Origin of the sequence: Nitratireductor sp. OM-1 (genome assembly GCF_003296175.1) — a bacterium.
Lineage (GTDB): Bacteria > Pseudomonadota > Alphaproteobacteria > Rhizobiales > Rhizobiaceae > Nitratireductor > Nitratireductor aquimarinus.
This window is the reverse complement of sequence record NZ_CP029208.1, coordinates 3,124,299-3,141,648: the sequence shown is the minus strand read 5'-3', so window position 1 is coordinate 3,141,648 and position 17,350 is coordinate 3,124,299. Positions and strand designations below refer to the sequence as shown.

The 17,350-nt window shown below is 60.3% G+C and carries 29 protein-coding genes; all 29 read left to right on the top strand.

Annotation, left to right across the window (positions count from 1 at the left end):
• The first annotated feature begins 28 nt into the window (after nt 1–28).
• Complete coding sequence (gene tuf, locus DEJ54_RS15070) at nt 29–1,204, top strand: elongation factor Tu (RefSeq protein WP_113155290.1); 1,176 nt, start codon at nt 29–31, stop codon at nt 1,202–1,204.
• Nucleotides 1,205–1,264: 60 nt separating this feature from the next.
• Nucleotides 1,265–1,573 (top strand): 30S ribosomal protein S10, encoded by a 309-nt coding sequence (gene rpsJ, locus DEJ54_RS15065; protein WP_007009511.1) that lies wholly within the window; start codon nt 1,265–1,267, stop codon nt 1,571–1,573.
• 85 nt (nt 1,574–1,658) lie between these two features.
• Complete coding sequence (gene rplC / locus DEJ54_RS15060; protein ID WP_113155289.1) at nt 1,659–2,372, top strand: 50S ribosomal protein L3; 714 nt, start codon at nt 1,659–1,661, stop codon at nt 2,370–2,372.
• On the top strand, nt 2,372–2,992 hold the full coding sequence (gene rplD / locus DEJ54_RS15055; protein ID WP_113155288.1) for a 50S ribosomal protein L4: 621 nt from the start codon (nt 2,372–2,374) through the stop codon (nt 2,990–2,992). The genes rplC and rplD overlap by 1 nt, the downstream gene beginning before the upstream one ends.
• Nucleotides 2,989–3,282 carry a 50S ribosomal protein L23 gene (locus tag DEJ54_RS15050; RefSeq protein ID WP_113155287.1) on the top strand — a complete coding sequence of 98 codons (294 nt, stop codon included), beginning with the start codon at nt 2,989–2,991 and terminating at the stop codon, nt 3,280–3,282. Before rplD ends, DEJ54_RS15050 begins: the two co-directional genes overlap by 4 nt.
• A gap of 21 nt (nt 3,283–3,303) precedes the next feature.
• Nucleotides 3,304–4,140, top strand: coding sequence for a 50S ribosomal protein L2 (gene rplB / locus DEJ54_RS15045; protein ID WP_113155286.1), 837 nt, complete (start codon nt 3,304–3,306; stop codon nt 4,138–4,140).
• A 16-nt stretch (nt 4,141–4,156) separates the two neighbouring features.
• The gene (gene rpsS / locus DEJ54_RS15040) at nt 4,157–4,435 is read left to right on the top strand and encodes a 30S ribosomal protein S19 (RefSeq protein WP_009452531.1); all 279 of its coding nucleotides are present in this window, start codon (nt 4,157–4,159) and stop codon (nt 4,433–4,435) included.
• A 2-nt stretch (nt 4,436–4,437) separates the two neighbouring features.
• Complete coding sequence (rplV, locus tag DEJ54_RS15035) at nt 4,438–4,827, top strand: 50S ribosomal protein L22 (protein WP_113155285.1); 390 nt, start codon at nt 4,438–4,440, stop codon at nt 4,825–4,827.
• Nucleotides 4,827–5,534 (top strand): 30S ribosomal protein S3, encoded by a 708-nt coding sequence (gene rpsC, locus DEJ54_RS15030; protein WP_113155284.1) that lies wholly within the window; start codon nt 4,827–4,829, stop codon nt 5,532–5,534. The genes rplV and rpsC overlap by 1 nt, the downstream gene beginning before the upstream one ends.
• A gap of 20 nt (nt 5,535–5,554) precedes the next feature.
• Nucleotides 5,555–5,968 (top strand): 50S ribosomal protein L16, encoded by a 414-nt coding sequence (rplP, locus tag DEJ54_RS15025; protein WP_113155283.1) that lies wholly within the window; start codon nt 5,555–5,557, stop codon nt 5,966–5,968.
• 14 nt (nt 5,969–5,982) lie between these two features.
• On the top strand, nt 5,983–6,183 hold the full coding sequence (gene rpmC / locus DEJ54_RS15020) for a 50S ribosomal protein L29 (protein WP_113155282.1): 201 nt from the start codon (nt 5,983–5,985) through the stop codon (nt 6,181–6,183).
• 11 nt (nt 6,184–6,194) lie between these two features.
• The gene (rpsQ, locus tag DEJ54_RS15015) at nt 6,195–6,434 is read left to right on the top strand and encodes a 30S ribosomal protein S17 (RefSeq protein WP_113155281.1); all 240 of its coding nucleotides are present in this window, start codon (nt 6,195–6,197) and stop codon (nt 6,432–6,434) included.
• A 69-nt stretch (nt 6,435–6,503) separates the two neighbouring features.
• Nucleotides 6,504–6,872, top strand: a complete 369-nt coding sequence (gene rplN, locus DEJ54_RS15010; protein WP_007009523.1) for a 50S ribosomal protein L14 — start codon at nt 6,504–6,506, stop codon at nt 6,870–6,872.
• 12 nt (nt 6,873–6,884) lie between these two features.
• Nucleotides 6,885–7,199: a 50S ribosomal protein L24 gene (gene rplX / locus DEJ54_RS15005; RefSeq protein ID WP_113155280.1), complete on the top strand. Its 315-nt coding sequence runs from the start codon at nt 6,885–6,887 to the stop codon at nt 7,197–7,199.
• Nucleotides 7,192–7,749: a 50S ribosomal protein L5 gene (rplE, locus tag DEJ54_RS15000; RefSeq protein WP_113155279.1), complete on the top strand. Its 558-nt coding sequence runs from the start codon at nt 7,192–7,194 to the stop codon at nt 7,747–7,749. The genes rplX and rplE overlap by 8 nt, the downstream gene beginning before the upstream one ends.
• Before the next feature lie 27 nt (nt 7,750–7,776).
• Nucleotides 7,777–8,082 carry a 30S ribosomal protein S14 gene (gene rpsN, locus DEJ54_RS14995; protein ID WP_113155278.1) on the top strand — a complete coding sequence of 102 codons (306 nt, stop codon included), beginning with the start codon at nt 7,777–7,779 and terminating at the stop codon, nt 8,080–8,082.
• A gap of 12 nt (nt 8,083–8,094) precedes the next feature.
• Nucleotides 8,095–8,493: a 30S ribosomal protein S8 gene (gene rpsH, locus DEJ54_RS14990; RefSeq protein ID WP_025030949.1), complete on the top strand. Its 399-nt coding sequence runs from the start codon at nt 8,095–8,097 to the stop codon at nt 8,491–8,493.
• A 38-nt stretch (nt 8,494–8,531) separates the two neighbouring features.
• Nucleotides 8,532–9,065, top strand: coding sequence for a 50S ribosomal protein L6 (gene rplF / locus DEJ54_RS14985; RefSeq protein ID WP_113155277.1), 534 nt, complete (start codon nt 8,532–8,534; stop codon nt 9,063–9,065).
• 11 nt (nt 9,066–9,076) lie between these two features.
• Nucleotides 9,077–9,436 carry a 50S ribosomal protein L18 gene (rplR, locus tag DEJ54_RS14980; protein ID WP_113155276.1) on the top strand — a complete coding sequence of 120 codons (360 nt, stop codon included), beginning with the start codon at nt 9,077–9,079 and terminating at the stop codon, nt 9,434–9,436.
• Between the two features lie 79 nt (nt 9,437–9,515).
• Nucleotides 9,516–10,073 carry a 30S ribosomal protein S5 gene (rpsE, locus tag DEJ54_RS14975; protein WP_113155275.1) on the top strand — a complete coding sequence of 186 codons (558 nt, stop codon included), beginning with the start codon at nt 9,516–9,518 and terminating at the stop codon, nt 10,071–10,073.
• A gap of 68 nt (nt 10,074–10,141) precedes the next feature.
• Nucleotides 10,142–10,342, top strand: coding sequence for a 50S ribosomal protein L30 (gene rpmD, locus DEJ54_RS14970; RefSeq protein ID WP_113156314.1), 201 nt, complete (start codon nt 10,142–10,144; stop codon nt 10,340–10,342).
• A 19-nt stretch (nt 10,343–10,361) separates the two neighbouring features.
• Nucleotides 10,362–10,838: a 50S ribosomal protein L15 gene (gene rplO, locus DEJ54_RS14965; protein ID WP_113156313.1), complete on the top strand. Its 477-nt coding sequence runs from the start codon at nt 10,362–10,364 to the stop codon at nt 10,836–10,838.
• A gap of 132 nt (nt 10,839–10,970) precedes the next feature.
• Nucleotides 10,971–12,311, top strand: coding sequence for a preprotein translocase subunit SecY (gene secY, locus DEJ54_RS14960; protein ID WP_113155274.1), 1,341 nt, complete (start codon nt 10,971–10,973; stop codon nt 12,309–12,311).
• Nucleotides 12,308–12,892, top strand: a complete 585-nt coding sequence (locus tag DEJ54_RS14955) for an adenylate kinase (protein WP_113155273.1) — start codon at nt 12,308–12,310, stop codon at nt 12,890–12,892. The genes secY and DEJ54_RS14955 overlap by 4 nt, the downstream gene beginning before the upstream one ends.
• Before the next feature lie 208 nt (nt 12,893–13,100).
• Nucleotides 13,101–13,469 carry a 30S ribosomal protein S13 gene (gene rpsM / locus DEJ54_RS14950; RefSeq protein ID WP_113156312.1) on the top strand — a complete coding sequence of 123 codons (369 nt, stop codon included), beginning with the start codon at nt 13,101–13,103 and terminating at the stop codon, nt 13,467–13,469.
• A 91-nt stretch (nt 13,470–13,560) separates the two neighbouring features.
• Nucleotides 13,561–13,950: a 30S ribosomal protein S11 gene (rpsK, locus tag DEJ54_RS14945; protein WP_007009537.1), complete on the top strand. Its 390-nt coding sequence runs from the start codon at nt 13,561–13,563 to the stop codon at nt 13,948–13,950.
• Nucleotides 13,951–14,048: 98 nt separating this feature from the next.
• Nucleotides 14,049–15,059 (top strand): DNA-directed RNA polymerase subunit alpha, encoded by a 1,011-nt coding sequence (locus DEJ54_RS14940; protein ID WP_113155272.1) that lies wholly within the window; start codon nt 14,049–14,051, stop codon nt 15,057–15,059.
• A 50-nt stretch (nt 15,060–15,109) separates the two neighbouring features.
• Complete coding sequence (gene rplQ, locus DEJ54_RS14935) at nt 15,110–15,541, top strand: 50S ribosomal protein L17 (protein WP_113155271.1); 432 nt, start codon at nt 15,110–15,112, stop codon at nt 15,539–15,541.
• Nucleotides 15,542–15,816: 275 nt separating this feature from the next.
• The gene (locus tag DEJ54_RS14930) at nt 15,817–17,322 is read left to right on the top strand and encodes a DegQ family serine endoprotease (RefSeq protein ID WP_113156311.1); all 1,506 of its coding nucleotides are present in this window, start codon (nt 15,817–15,819) and stop codon (nt 17,320–17,322) included.
• Nucleotides 17,323–17,350 lie beyond the last annotated feature (28 nt).

Below are 17,350 nucleotides of genomic sequence, written 5' to 3'. Positions count from 1 at the left end.
GAACGGGCACAAGGAATGGAGAGCTCACATGGCCAAAGGTAAATTTGAGCGTACGAAGCCGCATGCGAACATCGGCACGATTGGTCACGTTGACCACGGCAAGACGTCTTTGACGGCGGCGATCACGAAGTATTTCGGTGAGTTCCGCGCGTATGACCAGATTGACGGCGCGCCGGAAGAGAAGGCCCGCGGCATCACCATTTCGACCGCGCACGTTGAGTACGAGACGGAGAACCGTCACTACGCCCACGTCGATTGCCCCGGCCACGCCGACTACGTGAAGAACATGATCACGGGCGCTGCACAGATGGACGGCGCGATCCTGGTGGTTTCGGCCGCTGACGGCCCGATGCCGCAGACCCGCGAGCACATCCTGCTTGCGCGTCAGGTTGGCGTTCCGGCCATCGTCGTGTTCCTCAACAAGGTCGACCAGGTCGACGACGAAGAGCTTCTCGAGCTGGTTGAGCTCGAGGTTCGCGAGCTTCTGTCGTCCTACGACTTCCCGGGCGACGACATTCCGATCGTCAAGGGCTCGGCTCTTGCTGCTCTCGAAGACTCCAACAAGGAGATCGGCGAGGACGCAATCCGCAAGCTGATGGAAGAAGTCGACGCTTACATCCCGACGCCCGAGCGTCCGGTTGACCAGCCGTTCCTGATGCCGATCGAAGACGTGTTCTCGATCTCTGGCCGCGGTACGGTTGTGACGGGTCGCGTCGAGCGCGGCATCATCAAGGTCGGCGAGGAAGTCGAGATCGTTGGCATCCGTCCGACGACGAAGACGACCTGCACGGGCGTTGAAATGTTCCGCAAGCTGCTCGACCAGGGCCAGGCTGGCGACAACATCGGCGCGCTGATCCGTGGTGTCGACCGTGAAGGCGTTGAGCGCGGCCAGGTGCTGTGCAAGCCCGGTTCGGTGAAGCCGCACACGAAGTTCAAGGCAGAAGCCTACATCCTGACGAAGGAAGAGGGTGGCCGTCACACGCCGTTCTTCACCAACTACCGTCCGCAGTTCTACTTCCGTACGACGGACGTGACGGGTGTTGTGCACCTTCCGGAAGGCACCGAGATGGTCATGCCTGGCGACAACGTTGCCGTTGACGTCGAGCTGATCGTTCCGATCGCGATGGAAGAGAAGCTGCGCTTCGCTATCCGCGAAGGCGGCCGCACCGTCGGCGCCGGCATCGTCGCAGCCATCATTGAGTAGAACGGGAAACTTCCGGCGCGGCGCGGACCTCCGCGCCGCAGCGGAACAAGGATTTGACACATGAACGGACAGAATATCCGTATCCGCCTCAAGGCGTTTGATCATCGCGTTCTTGATGCCTCGACGCGGGAAATCGTGTCTACGGCTAAACGCACGGGCGCCAATGTGCGCGGCCCTGTGCCGCTGCCCACGCGCATCGAGAAGTTTACTGTTAACCGGTCTCCTCACATCGACAAGAAGAGCCGCGAACAGTTTGAGATGCGCACCCACAAGCGGCTGCTCGACATCGTCGATCCGACGCCGCAGACCGTCGATGCTCTGATGAAGCTCGACCTGGCTGCCGGCGTGGACGTCGAGATCAAGCTCTAGGGCGCAAGACAAAAAGTCTGGAACCTGCGCCACCGTCCGCAACTGCGGGAAAGGTGGCTGGGAACCCCGAAAGGAAATCGAACCGATGCGTTCAGGTGTTATCGCACAAAAGATCGGTATGACACGCGTCTACAACGAAGCGGGCGAACATGTGCCCGTGACGGTTCTGCGCATGGAGAACTGTCAGGTCGTTGCGCAGCGTACCGAGGAGAAGAACGGCTACACGGCGGTGCAGCTTGGCGTTGGACTGGCCAAGGTGAAAAACACGTCGAAGGCGCTTCGCGGTCATTTTGCGACCGCTTCCGTCGAGCCGAAGGCCAAAGTGGCCGAGTTCCGTGTGTCGCCCGACAATCTTCTTGATGTCGGCGCGGAGATCACGGTCGAGCATTTCGTCGCCGGCCAGAAGGTCGACGTGACGGGTACTTCGATCGGTAAGGGCTTCCAGGGTGTCATGAAGCGCCACAATTTTGGCGGCGGGCGTGCAACCCATGGTAACTCGGTCTCGCACCGTTCGCATGGTTCTACCGGTCAGCGTCAGGATCCTGGTAAGGTCTTCAAGGGTAAGAAGATGGCCGGCCACATGGGCGACCATCGCGTCACCACCCAGAACCTGGAAGTGGTCTCCACCGACACTGAGCGTGGCCTCATTCTGGTCCGCGGTGCCGTACCGGGCTCCAAGGGCGCCTGGATCATGGTCCGCGACGCCGTCAAGGCTCCGCTGCCCGACAACGTGCCGATGCCGGCTGCAATTCGCGCTGCCAAGGCTGAAGAAGCTGCCGCCAGCGAGGGGGCTGAATAATGGACATTAAAGTTACGACCCTTGCAGGCAAGGACGCTGGTAAGCTGAAGATCTCTGACGAGATCTTCGGTCTCGAGCCCCGCGAAGACATCCTGCACCGCGTCGTGCGCTGGCAGCTTGCAAAGAAGCAGCAGGGCACGCACCAGACCAAGGGGCGCTCGGAAATCGCGCGCACCGGTGCAAAGATGTACCGTCAGAAGGGTACGGGCCGCGCCCGTCACTCGTCTGCCCGTGTTCCGCAGTTCCGCGGCGGTGGTCGCGCTCATGGCCCGGTCGTTCGCGATCACAGCCATGACCTTCCCAAGAAGGTCCGCGCACTCGGCCTGAAGCTCGCCCTGTCGGCGAAGGCAAAGGGTGCCAGCCTCATCGTCATCGACGATCTGGCGCTCGAGGACGGCAAGACGAAGACGCTCGTTGAGAACTTCGCAAAGCTCGGCCTGAACAACGCCCTGCTTATCGGCGGCCCGGAAGTCGATGCCGGCTTCAAGCGTGCGGCTCAAAACATCGCCAACATCGACGTTCTGCCTGTGCAGGGCATCAATGTTTACGACATTCTGCGCCGCGGCACGCTGGTCCTTTCCAAGGCCGCCGTCGAGGCCCTTGAGGAGCGTTTCAAATGACGGAGCTTCGCCACTATGACGTGATCGTCAGCCCGGCGATCACCGAGAAATCGACCATGGCGTCGGAGAACAACCAGGTGGTCTTCAATGTGGACCGCTATGCGACGAAGCCTGAGATCAAGGCTGCAGTCGAGGCGCTCTTCGGCGTCAAGGTTACCGGTGTCAACACGCTTGTTCGCAAGGGCAAGGTGAAGCGTTTTCGCGGAACGATTGGCCGCCAGAGCGACGTGAAGAAAGCGATCGTCACGCTGGCCGAAGGTCATTCCATCGACATCGCGACTGGCCTCTAATCGGGCGGCGAGGAAGAGACAATGGCACTGAAGAAGTATAAACCGGTAACCCCAGGCCAGCGCCAGCTGGTCATCGTTGACCGCTCGGGCCTTCACAAGGGCAAGCCTGTCAAGGGCCTGACCGAAGGTCTGACGGGCAAGGGCGGCCGCAACAACACGGGTCGCATCACCGCTCGCTTTCAGGGTGGTGGTCACAAGCGCACCTACCGTCTGATCGACTTCAAGCGTCGCAAGCTTGACGTACCGGCCACGGTCGAGCGCATCGAGTATGACCCGAACCGCACCGCGTTCATCGCGCTGGTTCGCTACGAGGACGGCGAGCTGTCCTACATCCTGGCGCCGCAGCGTCTTGCAGCGGGCGATACCGTTATCGCCAGCAACAAGGCCGTCGACGTGAAGCCGGGCAATGCGATGCCGCTTGCTGCGATGCCGATCGGCACGATCGTGCACAACGTCGAGATGAAGCCCGAGAAGGGCGGTCAGATCGCACGTTCGGCTGGCGCTTATGTTCAGCTCGTCGGTCGCGATCAGGGCATGGCGATCCTTCGCCTCAACTCTGGCGAACAGCGCCTTGTTTCGGGCCTTTGCTTCGCCACCGTTGGTGCAGTATCCAACCCGGATCACAGCAACATCAGCCTTGGTAAGGCTGGCCGCAAGCGTTGGATGGGCAAGCGCCCGCACAACCGCGGTGTTGTCATGAACCCGGTCGACCACCCGCACGGTGGTGGTGAAGGCCGCACCTCCGGTGGTCGTCATCCGGTGTCGCCCTGGGGTAAACCCACCAAGGGCATGAAGACCCGGTCGAACAAGTCGACCGACAAATTCATCATGCGCTCGCGCCATCAGCGCAAGAGCTAAGGAAAGGTAGCGGCAAGTGTCCCGTTCAGTCTGGAAAGGCCCCTTCGTCGACGGCTATCTCCTGAAGAAGGCCGAGAAGGTGCGCGATAGCGGCCGTAACGAGGTTATCAAGATGTGGAGCCGTCGCTCCACCATCCTGCCCCAGTTTGTTGGGCTGACCTTCGGTGTTTACAACGGCCAGAAGCACATCCCCGTTTCCGTCTCCGAGGAGATGGTCGGTCACAAGTTTGGTGAATTTGCTCCGACCCGCACCTATTACGGCCATGGGGCGGACAAGAAGGCAAAGAGGAAATAACAATGGGCAAGGCCAAAGCGCCGCGCAGGCTTGCTGACAATGAGGCCCGTGCCGTATTGCGCACGATCCGCGTCAGCCCGCAGAAGCTGAACCTCGTTGCTGCGTTGATCCGCGGCAAGAAGGTGGGCACTGCTCTCGCTGATCTGGAGTTCTCGCGCAAGCGGATCGCCGGTACCGTCAAGAAGACGCTGGAATCGGCGATCGCAAACGCGGAAAACAATCACGACCTGGACGTGGATGCGCTGGTCGTGGCCGAAGCCCATGTCGGCAAGTCGATCGTCATGAAGCGGTTCCATGCACGTGGCCGTGGCCGCGCCAGCCGCATCGAGAAGCCCTTCTCGCACCTGACCATCGTCGTGCGCGAAGTGGAAGAGAAAGTGGAGGCCGCCTGATGGGTCACAAAATCAATCCGATCGGGTTCCGTCTCGGTATCAACCGCACGTGGGATTCCCGCTGGTACGCCAATGATGGCGAGTATGGCGATCTGCTGCACGAGGATTTCAAGATCCGCGACTATATCGAGAAGGAGCTGAAGCAGGCTGCCATCTCCAAGGTCGTGATCGAGCGTCCGCACAAGAAGTGCCGCGTCACCATCCACTCGGCTCGTCCTGGCCTGATCATCGGCAAGAAGGGCGCCGACATTGAGAAGCTACGCCGCAAGGTCTCGCAGATGACCAATGCGGAAACGCACCTCAACATCGTCGAAGTCCGCAAGCCGGAGATCGACGCTGCGCTGATCGCTCAGTCGATTGCACAGCAGCTTGAGCGTCGTGTTGCTTTCCGTCGCGCCATGAAGCGTGCCGTTCAGTCGGCGATGCGTCTCGGCGCAGAGGGCATCCGAATCAACTGCGCGGGTCGTCTTGGCGGTGCGGAAATCGCCCGTATGGAATGGTACCGTGAGGGTCGCGTTCCGCTGCACACGCTGCGCGCTGATATCGATTACGGCACGGCCGAGGCAAAGACCGCTTACGGCATCTGTGGCGTAAAGGTCTGGGTGTTCAAGGGCGAGATCCTCGAGCACGATCCGATGGCTTCCGAGCGCCGCGCCACCGAGGGCGACCAGGGCGGCAGCAGCAACCGGCGTCGCGAGAACGCTTAGGAATTTTGGAGTAGAGAACGATGCTGCAACCAAAGCGCACAAAGTTCCGCAAGCAGTTCAAGGGCCGTATTCACGGCGCAGCCAAGGGCGGCACGGAACTCAACTTTGGATCCTTCGGTCTGAAGGCTCTTGAACCGGAGCGCGTTACGGCGCGTCAGATCGAAGCGGCCCGCCGCGCGATCACCCGCTACATGAAGCGTCAGGGCCGTGTGTGGATCCGTATCTTCCCGGACCTTCCGGTCACCTCGAAGCCGACCGAAGTCCGCATGGGTAAAGGTAAGGGCTCTGTTGATTATTGGGCGTGCCGTGTTAAGCCCGGCCGCGTGATGTTCGAGATCGACGGTGTTGGCCCGGATATCGCTCGTGAAGCTCTCCGTCTCGGTGCTGCCAAGCTGCCGGTCAAGACGCGCTTCGTGCAGCGTATTGCAGAGTAGGAAAGGCGGACGCGATGAAGTCTGTTGATGTCAGGGCGATGACGCCGGACCAGCTCAACGACGAGCTTGTCAAACTGAAGAAAGAGCAGTTCAACCTCCGCTTCCAGAAAGCGACCGGACAGCTCGAAAAAACCGCACGCGTTAAAGAAATCCGTAGGGATATTGCGCGCATTAAGACAATCGCAGCCGAGAAGTCGGCTGCTAGCAAGGCCTGAGGACAGCGAACATGCCAAAGCGCGTTTTGCAGGGCACCGTGGTGAGCGACAAGAACGACAAGACTGTAGTCGTCCGCGTCGAGCGTCGCTTTACCCATCCGATGATGAAAAAGACGGTGCGTATGTCCAAGAAATACAAGGCACACGACGAAGAGAACGCGTGCAAGGTCGGTGATCTGGTGACCATCCAGGAGACCGCGCCGATTTCTAAGGACAAGAACTGGGTCGTCCTTAAAGACGCCCAGGCGTAAAAAAAGATTGAAATTGCCGGAAAGCGGGTTATCTGAACCGCTTTCCATTGAACGAGAAGGCGGCCAGTCATGATTCAGATGCAAACAAACCTCGATGTGGCGGACAATTCCGGCGCCCGTCGTGTCATGTGCATCAAGGTGCTTGGCGGTTCGAAGCGGAAATATGCCTCCGTGGGCGACATCATTGTCGTCTCCGTGAAAGAGGCAATCCCGCGCGGCCGCGTCAAGAAGGGCGACGTGATGAAGGCGGTTGTTGTGCGCACGGCGAAAGACATTCGCCGCGCTGACGGCAGCGTCATCCGTTTCGACAAGAACGCAGCAGTTCTGGTCGACAACAAGAAAGAGCCCGTCGGTACGCGCATCTTCGGGCCGGTTCCGCGCGAGCTTCGCGCCAAGAACCATATGAAAATCATTTCGCTCGCGCCGGAAGTGCTCTAGGAGGCCGGGGATATGCAGAAGATTAAAAAAGGCGACAACGTCGTCGTTCTGGCCGGCAAGGACAAGGGCCGTACCGGCGAAGTGATGAAGGTGATGCCGAAGGAAGACAAGGCGCTCGTGCGCGGTGTCAACCAGGTTCGCCGCCATCAGAAGCAGTCCGCTCAGGCAGAGGGCGGCATCATTACCAAGGAAGCGCCGATTCATCTTTCGAATCTCGCGCTGGCCGATCCGAAGGATGGCAAGCCGACCCGCGTTGGCTTCAAGGTCCAGGAAGACGGCAAGAAGGTGCGCGTGGCAAAGCGCTCTGGAGAATTGATCGATGGCTAATGCTCAGTACCAGCCGCGCTGGAAGACGAAGTATGACGAGGTGATCCGCAAGGAGCTCCTCGAGACCTTCAAGTACGACAACGAGATGCAGGTGCCGCGCATCGAGAAGATCGTCATCAACATGGGTGTTGGTGAAGCGACGGGCGATTCCAAGAAGCCGGCTTCGGCTGCTGCGGATCTCGCCAAGATCGCCGGTCAGAAGCCGGTCATCACGCACGCTTCCAAGTCGATCGCCGGCTTCAAGGTGCGTGAAGGCATGCCGCTGGGCACCAAGGTCACGCTCCGCAAGGACCGCATGTATGAGTTTCTGGACCGTCTCGTGACGATCGCGCTGCCGCGCGTCCGCGACTTTCGCGGTCTGAACCCGAAAAGCTTTGACGGCCGTGGCAACTTCGCCATGGGCCTCAAGGAGCACATCGTGTTCCCCGAGATCAACTACGATCAGGTCGATCAGATTTGGGGAATGGACATCATCGTCTGTACGACTGCTAAGACCGACGACGAAGCGCGGGCCTTGCTCAAGGCCTTCAACTTCCCGTTCCGGCAGTAACGGCAGGCGAGAAGAAGGACAACTTAAATGGCAAAAGTCAGCGCAGTCGAAAAGAACAAGCGTCGGCGCAAGATGGTCGACCGTTACGCTGCAAAGCGTGCAGGTCTCAAGGCGATCATCATGGATCAGTCCAAGCCGATCGAGGAGCGCTTCCAGGCGCAGCTCAAGCTTGCTGCTCTCCCGCGCAACTCGTCCAAGACGCGTATCCGCAACCGTTGCGATGTGACCGGTCGTCCGCGTGCGTATTACCGCAAGCTGAAGATGTCGCGTGTCGCGCTGCGTGAACTGGGCAACAACGGGCTCATCCCGGGCCTGGTCAAGTCGAGCTGGTAAGGGGTAAGAACGATGTCCGTGAATGATCCGCTCGGCGATATGCTGACCCGCATCCGCAACGCCATCGGCCGTAACAAGCCGAAGGTGTCGACGCCGGCCTCCCGTCTTCGCGCCCGTGTGCTCGATGTTCTGAAGTCCGAAGGCTATATCCGTGATTATAGCCAGATCGACTACGATAACGGCAAGTCCGAGATCGAAATCGAGCTGAAATACGCAGAGGGCGGTTCCGTGATCCGCGAAATCGCACGTGTTTCGAAGCCGGGCCGTCGCGTTTACGTGTCGGTGAAATCCATCCCGCAGGTCGCCAATGGGCTTGGCATCGCCATCCTTTCGACGCCGAAGGGCGTGATGGCCGATCACGAAGCTCGCGAGCAGAATGTGGGCGGCGAGGTGCTCTGCCAGATCTTCTGATCCGGCAGATAGCACACACAAAGAACGAGGGCAGACAAATGTCTCGCATTGGCAAAAAGCCGGTCCCGGTGCCGCAGGGTGTCACCGCGCAAGTCGAGGGCCAGACCGTTACGGCCAAGGGTCCGAAGGGCGAACTGAAATTCGTCGTCAACGACGAAGTTCTGGTGAAGCTCGAAAACGACGCTGTGACCGTCGACCCGCGCGACCAGTCCAAGGACGCGCGCTCCAAATGGGGTATGTCGCGCACGCAGATCTCGAACATCCTCAGCGGTGTGAAGGACGGCTTCGAAAAGCGTCTCGAGATCAACGGCGTTGGTTATCGTGCCGCAATGCAGGGTAAAAACCTGCAGCTTTCGCTTGGCTACAGCCACGAAGTGATTTACGAGGCTCCGGAAGGAATCACGATCACTGTGCCGAAGCCGACCGAAATCGTCATCGCCGGCATTGATAAGCAGGTGGTTGGCCAGGTTGCGGCCGAGATTCGCAAGAAGCGTGGCCCCGAGCCGTACAAGGGCAAGGGCGTCAAGTATGCGGACGAGACGATCGTTCGCAAAGAAGGCAAGAAGAAGTAGGAACTCGAAACATGGTCTCGAAAGTCTCCGTCAAGCGGCGTGCGGGACGTGTTCGCCGGAAGATCAAGGCAGTCTCCAACGGCCAGCCCCGTCTTTCGGTTTACCGTTCCTCGAAGAACATCTATGTCCAGGTTATCGACGACGCCAAGGGCCACACGCTCGCGGCCGCATCGACCCTCGACAAGGATCTCAAGGGTCAGCTCAAGACCGGCGCGGATTCCTCGGCTGCTGCAGCCGTTGGCAAGCTGGTCGCAGAGCGCGCCAAGAAGGCTGGAGTTGAGGAAGTGGTCTTCGACCGCGGTCCTTACCTCTTCCACGGCCGCGTCAAGGCACTCGCCGACGCAGCCCGCGAAGGCGGCCTGAAGTTCTGAACCGTTCGGGCGTTCCTCTGGAGCGCCCGGATTATCATTTGAAAACCCGTGCTTCCGGAAAAGAACAAGGAAAAGGGCAATGGCACAAGGACGTAGGGACGATCGCCGCGAGCGTGAAGAACGCGACAGCGAATTCGTCGACAAGCTTGTACATATCAATCGCGTCGCCAAGGTGGTGAAGGGCGGCCGTCGTTTCGGTTTCGCCGCACTCGTCGTGGTCGGCGATCAGAAGGGCCGCGTTGGCTTCGGTCATGGCAAGGCGCGCGAAGTGCCGGAAGCCATCCGCAAGGCAACCGAGAGCGCCAAGCGCGACATGGTCTTCGTTCCGCTGCGTGGCGGTCGTACGCTTCACCATGACGTCGCAGGCCGCCACGGTGCTGGCCGCGTGTTCCTGCGTGCAGCAAAGCCCGGTACCGGCATCATCGCCGGCGGCCCCATGCGCGCTGTCTTCGAGACGCTCGGCGTTCAGGACGTTGTTGCCAAGTCGCTCGGCTCCTCGAACCCGTACAACATGGTTCGCGCCACCTTCGATGCCCTGAAGCATCAGCTGCATCCCAAGGACGTTGCTGCACAGCGCGGCATCAAATATTCCACGCTCCAGGCGCGCCGCGGCGCTGCTGCTGGCGGCGAGGAATAAGGATCAAAGGCTGATCGGCCCGCAGTTTTGCGGGCTCTGATCGCCCAGGTTTGCAAGGATTGATGAAGATGGCAGAGAAGAAGAAGGGCAAGACGGTCACTGTTGAACAGATCGGCAGCCCGATTCGTCGCCCGGCCAGCCAGCGCCAGACGCTGATCGGCCTCGGTTTGAACAAGATGCACAAGCGCTCTACGCTCGAGGACACCCCGTCCGTTCGTGGCATGATCGCAGCCGTGCAGCATCTCGTCCGCGTTGTGGACGAGGCCTGAGGATCCCAGGAGAGACATGATGAAACTCAACGAACTCAGGGACAACGAAGGCGCCACCAAGTCGCGCAAGCGCGTCGGCCGTGGTATCGGTTCCGGCTCCGGCAAGACCGGTGGTCGCGGTGTGAAGGGTCAGAAATCGCGTTCGGGCGTTTCGATCAACGGTTTCGAGGGTGGCCAGATGCCGCTCTACCGTCGTCTTCCCAAGCGCGGCTTTAAAAACCTGTTCGGCAAGGACTTCAATGAAGTTTCCCTCGGCCGCATCCAGGCAGCCATCGACGCGAAGAAGCTCGACGAGAAGGCCGTCATCGACGTTGCCGCACTCATCGCAGCCGGCGTTGTTCGTCGTGCAAAGGACGGTGTTCGCGTTCTCGCCGACGGTGAGCTGAAGGCGAAGGTTTCGCTCGACGTGGCTGGCGCTTCCAAGGCGGCTCTCGAGAAAATCGAGAAGGCCGGCGGAACGGTCAAGCTGCCCGAGGCAGCGGCGAAAGCCGAATAATCCGAATGACAGGCGGCGGGCGACAGTCCGCCGCTTGCATCTATGCGTCCAAAAACCTATTTCGGTTTTCGGCAACACGCGCCCGAATCGCATATTCAATCTGCGGGCTCGTGACGAAGCGGAGAATTCTTCATGGCATCGGCAGCGGAACAGCTTGCGTCTAATCTCAATTTCGCGGCCTTCGCAAAGGCCGAGGACCTCAAGAAGCGCATCTGGTTTACGCTTGGCGCGTTGCTGGTCTACCGCCTCGGCACCTACATTCCCATGCCGGGCATCAACCCGGAAGCATTTGCGCAGGCATTCCAGCAGCAGTCTGGCGGCGTTTTGGGCATGTTCAACATGTTCGCCGGCGGTGCTGTTGAGCGTATGGCCATTTTTGCGCTTGGCATCATGCCTTACATTTCCGCCTCCATCATCATGCAGCTCATGACGTCCGTAGTTCCGTCATTGGAGCAGCTGAAGAAGGAAGGCGAGCAGGGCCGCAAGGTCATCAACCAGTACACGCGCTACGGAACGGTGATTCTGGCGACGGTTCAGGCTTACGGCATTGCCGTTGGTCTTGAAGGCGGCGCGAACATCGTGACCGACCCGGGCTGGTTCTTCAAGATTTCCGCCGTCATCACGCTTGTGGGCGGCACCATGTTCCTGATGTGGCTCGGTGAGCAGATCACGGCGCGCGGCATCGGCAATGGCATTTCGCTGATCATTTTCGCGGGCATCGTTGCAGGTCTGCCGTCCGCCATCGGTGGTACGCTTGAGCTCGGCCGCACCGGCGCTCTGTCCACCGGCCTGATCCTCGGCATCATCGTTCTCGTGGTTGCCGTGATCGGTGTGATCGTGTTCTTCGAGCGTGCCCAGCGCCGCCTCCTGATCCAGTATCCGAAGCGTCAGGTCGGCAACCGCATGTTCCAGGGCGACACGTCGCACCTGCCGCTCAAGCTGAACACGGCCGGTGTCATTCCGCCGATCTTCGCTTCGTCGCTGCTGCTTCTGCCGGCAACCGTCGCGGGTTTCTCGGACACCACCCAGCTTCCGGGCTGGGCGTCCACCATGCTCGCGTCGCTCGGCCACGGCCAGCCGCTCTTCATGGTCCTTTATGCTGCGCTGATCGGTTTCTTCGCCTTCTTCTACACGGCGATCGTGTTCAACCCGAAGGAAACAGCCGACCAGCTGAAGAAGCATTCCGGCTTCATTCCCGGCTACCGTCCGGGCGAGCGTACCGCTGAGTACATTGACTACGTGCTGACCCGCATTACGGTCGTTGGCGCTATCTATCTTGTCTTGATCTGTCTTCTGCCTGAGTTCCTTATTTCGGCGACTGGCGTTCCTTTCTACCTTGGCGGCACGTCGCTGCTGATCGTGGTGAGCGTGACGCTCGATACGGTTGCGCAGATGCAAGGCCACCTGATCGCCCATCAGTACGAAGGGCTGATCAAGAAATCCAAGTTGCGTGGGGGTAAGAGGGGACGATGAGGCTTATACTTCTTGGACCGCCGGGAGCGGGGAAGGGCACGCAGGCCCAGCGGCTGGTCGAGAAGCACGGTGTTCCGCAGCTCTCCACTGGTGATATGCTGCGGGCCGCGGTTGCTGCCGGCACTGATGTCGGCAAACGCGCCAAGGCTGTGATGGATGCCGGCGAGCTCGTCTCCGACCAGATCGTGAATGCGATCGTCGCCGAGCGCATCGACCAGGCTGATTGCGCCAACGGTTTCATCCTTGATGGATACCCGCGCACGCTTGCCCAGGCCGATGCCGTCGAGGCAATGCTCGCCGAGCGCGACCTGAAGCTTGATGCGACCATCGAACTGGTGGTTGACGATACGGCCCTCGTGGGGCGCATCGAAAAGCGCGCGCAGGATGCGATTGCCGCAGGCCAGACGCCGCGCAAGGACGACAACGCCGCAGTGTTCGACGAGCGCCTGCGTGAGTACTACAAGAAGACCGCCGCTCTCATCGGCTACTACCATGCGAAGGGCGCTCTGCGCCGCGTCGATGGTATGAAGAGCATCGATGAAGTGACGGCAGATATCGAGCAGATCCTCGCATCGCTCTGATCAGGGAGTTTCCAGGCTGGTGCGGTGCCGCTTGACTAAAGAGCGGTTATCGATTAATGCCAGCCGGTTCCCTGATCGAACGTAACGGTGGTCGGGCCTTCTGGCTCGGCCTCGTTGTTCTTAGGAACAATTCATTCCCGCAAGGGCCGGCCTCCACCGGACGCGGGCAAACGCAGCGCCGGATCATCCGGCTCAAATGGAGAAGAAGATGGCCCGTATTGCTGGCGTCAATATTCCGACCAACAAGCGCGTTGTGATCGCGCTTCAGTATATCCACGGCATTGGTCCCAAGACCGCTGCGGATATCGTCAAGCTCGTCAACATCCCGCTCGAGCGTCGCGTCAACGAACTCACGGACGCCGAGGTTCTCGCGATCCGTGAGACGATCGACCGTGACCTGCGCGTTGAAGGCGATCTGCGTCGCGAAGTTTCTATGAACATCAAGCGTCTGATGGACCTGGGCTGCTACCGCGGTCTGCGTCACCGTCGTTCGCTTCCGGTCCGCGGTCAGCGCACGCACACCAATGCGCGCACCCGCAAGGGCCCTGCCAAGGCGATTGCCGGCAAGAAGAAGTAATTTGGGTTGGCCGCGCTTCTCCGGAGCGCGGCTTTTCTCAGGTGGAGCCGCTGGTGCTACGGCGGTGTAGAGATCGACTGAAAGGAAGAGTATGGCCAAGGAAGCCGCACGCGTTCGTCGTCGCGAACGTAAGAACATTTCGTCGGGTGTTGCTCACGTCAATTCGAGCTTCAACAACACGATGATCACCATCACTGACGCACAGGGCAACGCGATTGCTTGGTCGTCTGCAGGCGCGCAGGGCTTCAAGGGCTCGCGTAAGTCCACGCCCTTCGCTGCACAGGTTGCTGCCGAAGATTGCGCCCGCAAGGCTGCCGAGCACGGCATGCGCACGCTCGAGGTTGAGGTTTCCGGTCCGGGTTCGGGTCGTGAGTCCGCTCTTCGCGCGCTGCAGGCTGCAGGTTTCACCATCACCTCGATCCGTGATGTGACGCCGATCCCGCACAATGGCTGCCGTCCGCGCAAGAAGCGCCGCGTCTAACCAGAGTTTTTGCCGTAAGAGCGCCTTGCGCGCTCCTCTGCGGTTTCCAGGACGCCCGTCACGAATGGATGGTGGCGGGGTAACGGAAGGAACCCGGAATGATCCAGAAGAACTGGCAAGAACTTATCAAGCCGAACAAGGTCGAGTTTTCGTCCAAGGGTCGCACGATCACCACGCTGGTGGCCGAGCCTCTTGAGCGTGGCTTCGGTCTGACCCTCGGCAATGCGCTGCGTCGCGTTCTGCTGTCGTCGCTGCGCGGCGCGGCTGTGACTGCTGTGCAGATCGATGGCGTGCTGCACGAATTCTCGTCGATCCCCGGCGTGCGTGAAGATGTGACGGACATTGTCCTGAACATCAAGGAAATCGCGCTCTCCATGGAAGGCGAAGGCCCCAAGCGCATGGTTGTGCGCAAGCAGGGTCCGGGCGCCGTAACGGCTGGCGACATCCAGACCGTGGGCGATGTGGAAGTTCTCAACCCCGATCACGTGCTCTGCACGCTGGACGAGGGCGCGGAAATCCGCATGGAGTTCACCGTCGACAACGGCAAGGGCTATGTCCCGGCTGACCGCAACCGTGCAGAAGATGCGCCGATCGGACTCATCCCGGTCGATAGCCTCTACTCGCCGGTCAAGAAGGTCTCTTACAAGGTTGAGAACACCCGCGAGGGCCAGGTTCTCGACTATGACAAGCTGACCATGACCATCGAGACCAACGGTTCGGTGACGGGCGAGGACGCAGTGGCTTTTGCTGCTCGCATCCTGCAGGACCAGCTGGCGCTGTTCGTCAACTTCGAAGAGCCGCAGAAGGAGCAGCCCGCCGAACAGGTGGCCGAGCTCGCTTTCAACCCGGCGCTTCTCAAGAAGGTGGACGAGCTGGAGCTTTCGGTTCGCTCTGCAAACTGCCTGAAGAACGACAACATCGTGTATATCGGCGACCTGATCCAGAAGACGGAAGCCGAGATGCTGCGTACGCCGAACTTCGGCCGCAAGTCGCTCAACGAAATCAAGGAAGTGCTGGCCTCGATGGGGCTCCACCTCGGCATGGAAGTCGAGGATTGGCCGCCGGAAAACATCGAAGAACTCGCCAAGCGTTACGAAGACCAATACTAGGCCCGTAGAGCCCGCCAAGTTCGGGCGACGGGGATTGAAGGAGAAAGGCCATGCGTCACGGAAAATCCGGCCGCAAGCTGAACAGGACGGCAAGCCACCGCAAGGCGCTCTTTGCCAACATGGCGGCTTCGCTGATCGAACACGAACAGATCGTCACCACTCTGCCGAAGGCGAAGGAACTTCGCCCGATCGTGGAAAAGCTGGTGACGCTCGGCAAGCGCGGCGACCTGCACGCCCGTCGTCAGGCCATTTCGGCCATCCGCGACGAAGCGCTGGTCCGTCGTCTGTTCGACACGCTCGCTCCGCGTTATGCAGAGCGCAATGGCGGCTACACCCGCATCATGAAGGCCGGCTTCCGCCACGGCGACAATGCGCCGATGGCTGTCATTGAGTTCGTCGACCGCGACTTCGAGGCGAAGGGCGCAGCAGATCGCGCGCGTCTCGAAGCCGAGGGTGGCAACGAAGAGGCCGAAGCCGCATAATATTGCGCGCCTTGAGCACACATAAAAAGGGGCTTCGCGGCCCCTTTTTTGTTGCGCGAAAATGGCGTGGCTGAACCGGCGACGCCTTTCAAAATGCACAATCCTCTGGAACAAGGATGCGCGACCGGTATCTCTTCCGGTTTCACTTCCCGGGGTGTTTTGCAGTCGGCTGGAGACAGTCGAGATGGCATAGATGCCCGGATCCATTGGATATCGACTGGAGCCGCGTCTCCGCCAGGCGCTGAACCGGTCCAGAATTGATCGAGGCCAGGCATATGCGGATGCGTTCTGATTTTCTAAGGGTCGTTGCTCTCGTTGTAGCGGTGGGCGTAATCGCCACCGGGGCAGCGCTTGCCCAGGAAAGCGGGGGCGGGACCCTGCGCGGATTTCTTTCCGGGCTTTTGAAGAGTGACGTCGATGCGCCGGCAGAGCTTCAGGCCCCGGTTTCCGACGGCGCTGAGCGGCGCGTGCCATTCGGACGCGAGGACATTCAGCTTTCCTTTGCGCCGCTTGTGCGCGAAACATCGCCTGCCGTGGTGAATGTCTACGCCTCGTCGACCGTGCAGGTCCGTTCACCGTTCATGGGTGACCCGTTCTTCGAACAGTTTTTCGGCCGGCCGCAAATGCCGCCGCGCGTACGCTCATCACTCGGCTCCGGCGTTCTGGTTGACCCGAGCGGCGTGATCGTGACGAACAATCACGTCATCAGCGATGCGGATGAGGTGAAGGTTGCGCTTGCTGATGGCCGCGAATTTGAGAGCGAGATTCTTCTGAAGGACAAGGCGCTCGACCTGGCGGTGCTCAAAATTCAGGACGATGAGGCGTTTCCGGCCGTTCGGCTTGGCGATTCCGACGCACTTGAGGTCGGTGATCTGGTTCTGGCCATTGGCAATCCCTTCGGTGTGGGCCAGACGACCACGAGCGGCATCGTTTCAGCCCTTGCGCGCAGCCATGTGGGCGTGTCGGATTTCGGTTTCTTCATTCAGACCGATGCCGCCATCAATCCGGGCAATTCCGGTGGTGCGCTCATCGATATGCGCGGACAGGTAATCGGCATCAACACGGCCATCGTCAGCCGCAGTGGCGGTTCCATCGGCATCGGTTTCGCCATTCCGGCCAATATGGTGCGCGCGGTGGTGAATGCTGCGCTTGATGGCGCGGAGACGTTTGAGCGTCCCTTCTTTGGCGCTTCCTTCGATCCCGTTACCGCCCAGATTGCAGAAGCGCTCGGCATGGACCGTCCTGTCGGAGCACTGGTGCGTGAAATTGCTGCTGATAGCCCGGCCGTGAAGGCAGGTCTGCGTCCAGGCGATGTGGTCGTGGCCATGGATGGTGCGGATATCCAGCATCCCGATGCGCTTGAATACCGGCTGGTCACGCATCCACTGGAGGACGAAGGCGTTATCCGCATCCTGCGTGACGGCAACACACAGGAACTGAAATTCCGTCTGGAGCGCCTGTCGGATGGCGGCGAACCACAGACCCTTCAGCTCGATGGGCAGGGGCCGTTCGCCGGCGCATCCATCGCGACGCTTTCGCCACGGCTTGCCCAGCGCCTGAAACTGCCGCTCAACAAGAAGGGTGTCGTGATCCTTGATGTGGAGCGCCGTTCGCCTGCGGGCAGCGTGGGCCTGCGCCCTGGCGATATCATTCGCGAGGTGAATGGGATAGAGATCGAGGATGCTGACACCATGCAGGTGGTGGCGCGAGACACTGGCCGTCGCTGGGCCTTTGCGATCGAACGCGATGGACGCATACTGCGCCAGAGACTGCGTTTCTGACGCCCGACACCCTGGCAGTTTCCTGTCT

What these genes read in the sequence shown, in the direction of transcription:
- tuf (WP_113155290.1), top strand. Translation starts at nt 29, where the DNA reads ATGGCCAAAGGTAAATTTGAGCGTACGAAGCCGCATGCGAACATCGGC.
- rpsJ (WP_007009511.1), top strand. Translation starts at nt 1,265, where the DNA reads ATGAACGGACAGAATATCCGTATCCGCCTCAAGGCGTTTGATCATCGC.
- rplC (WP_113155289.1), top strand. Translation starts at nt 1,659, where the DNA reads ATGCGTTCAGGTGTTATCGCACAAAAGATCGGTATGACACGCGTCTAC.
- rplD (WP_113155288.1), top strand. Translation starts at nt 2,372, where the DNA reads ATGGACATTAAAGTTACGACCCTTGCAGGCAAGGACGCTGGTAAGCTG.
- DEJ54_RS15050 (WP_113155287.1), top strand. Translation starts at nt 2,989, where the DNA reads ATGACGGAGCTTCGCCACTATGACGTGATCGTCAGCCCGGCGATCACC.
- rplB (WP_113155286.1), top strand. Translation starts at nt 3,304, where the DNA reads ATGGCACTGAAGAAGTATAAACCGGTAACCCCAGGCCAGCGCCAGCTG.
- rplV (WP_113155285.1), top strand. Translation starts at nt 4,438, where the DNA reads ATGGGCAAGGCCAAAGCGCCGCGCAGGCTTGCTGACAATGAGGCCCGT.
- rpsC (WP_113155284.1), top strand. Translation starts at nt 4,827, where the DNA reads ATGGGTCACAAAATCAATCCGATCGGGTTCCGTCTCGGTATCAACCGC.
- rplP (WP_113155283.1), top strand. Translation starts at nt 5,555, where the DNA reads ATGCTGCAACCAAAGCGCACAAAGTTCCGCAAGCAGTTCAAGGGCCGT.
- rpmC (WP_113155282.1), top strand. Translation starts at nt 5,983, where the DNA reads ATGAAGTCTGTTGATGTCAGGGCGATGACGCCGGACCAGCTCAACGAC.
- rpsQ (WP_113155281.1), top strand. Translation starts at nt 6,195, where the DNA reads ATGCCAAAGCGCGTTTTGCAGGGCACCGTGGTGAGCGACAAGAACGAC.
- rplN (WP_007009523.1), top strand. Translation starts at nt 6,504, where the DNA reads ATGATTCAGATGCAAACAAACCTCGATGTGGCGGACAATTCCGGCGCC.
- rplX (WP_113155280.1), top strand. Translation starts at nt 6,885, where the DNA reads ATGCAGAAGATTAAAAAAGGCGACAACGTCGTCGTTCTGGCCGGCAAG.
- rplE (WP_113155279.1), top strand. Translation starts at nt 7,192, where the DNA reads ATGGCTAATGCTCAGTACCAGCCGCGCTGGAAGACGAAGTATGACGAG.
- rpsN (WP_113155278.1), top strand. Translation starts at nt 7,777, where the DNA reads ATGGCAAAAGTCAGCGCAGTCGAAAAGAACAAGCGTCGGCGCAAGATG.
- rpsH (WP_025030949.1), top strand. Translation starts at nt 8,095, where the DNA reads ATGTCCGTGAATGATCCGCTCGGCGATATGCTGACCCGCATCCGCAAC.
- rplF (WP_113155277.1), top strand. Translation starts at nt 8,532, where the DNA reads ATGTCTCGCATTGGCAAAAAGCCGGTCCCGGTGCCGCAGGGTGTCACC.
- rplR (WP_113155276.1), top strand. Translation starts at nt 9,077, where the DNA reads ATGGTCTCGAAAGTCTCCGTCAAGCGGCGTGCGGGACGTGTTCGCCGG.
- rpsE (WP_113155275.1), top strand. Translation starts at nt 9,516, where the DNA reads ATGGCACAAGGACGTAGGGACGATCGCCGCGAGCGTGAAGAACGCGAC.
- rpmD (WP_113156314.1), top strand. Translation starts at nt 10,142, where the DNA reads ATGGCAGAGAAGAAGAAGGGCAAGACGGTCACTGTTGAACAGATCGGC.
- rplO (WP_113156313.1), top strand. Translation starts at nt 10,362, where the DNA reads ATGAAACTCAACGAACTCAGGGACAACGAAGGCGCCACCAAGTCGCGC.
- secY (WP_113155274.1), top strand. Translation starts at nt 10,971, where the DNA reads ATGGCATCGGCAGCGGAACAGCTTGCGTCTAATCTCAATTTCGCGGCC.
- DEJ54_RS14955 (WP_113155273.1), top strand. Translation starts at nt 12,308, where the DNA reads ATGAGGCTTATACTTCTTGGACCGCCGGGAGCGGGGAAGGGCACGCAG.
- rpsM (WP_113156312.1), top strand. Translation starts at nt 13,101, where the DNA reads ATGGCCCGTATTGCTGGCGTCAATATTCCGACCAACAAGCGCGTTGTG.
- rpsK (WP_007009537.1), top strand. Translation starts at nt 13,561, where the DNA reads ATGGCCAAGGAAGCCGCACGCGTTCGTCGTCGCGAACGTAAGAACATT.
- DEJ54_RS14940 (WP_113155272.1), top strand. Translation starts at nt 14,049, where the DNA reads ATGATCCAGAAGAACTGGCAAGAACTTATCAAGCCGAACAAGGTCGAG.
- rplQ (WP_113155271.1), top strand. Translation starts at nt 15,110, where the DNA reads ATGCGTCACGGAAAATCCGGCCGCAAGCTGAACAGGACGGCAAGCCAC.
- DEJ54_RS14930 (WP_113156311.1), top strand. Translation starts at nt 15,817, where the DNA reads ATGCGGATGCGTTCTGATTTTCTAAGGGTCGTTGCTCTCGTTGTAGCG.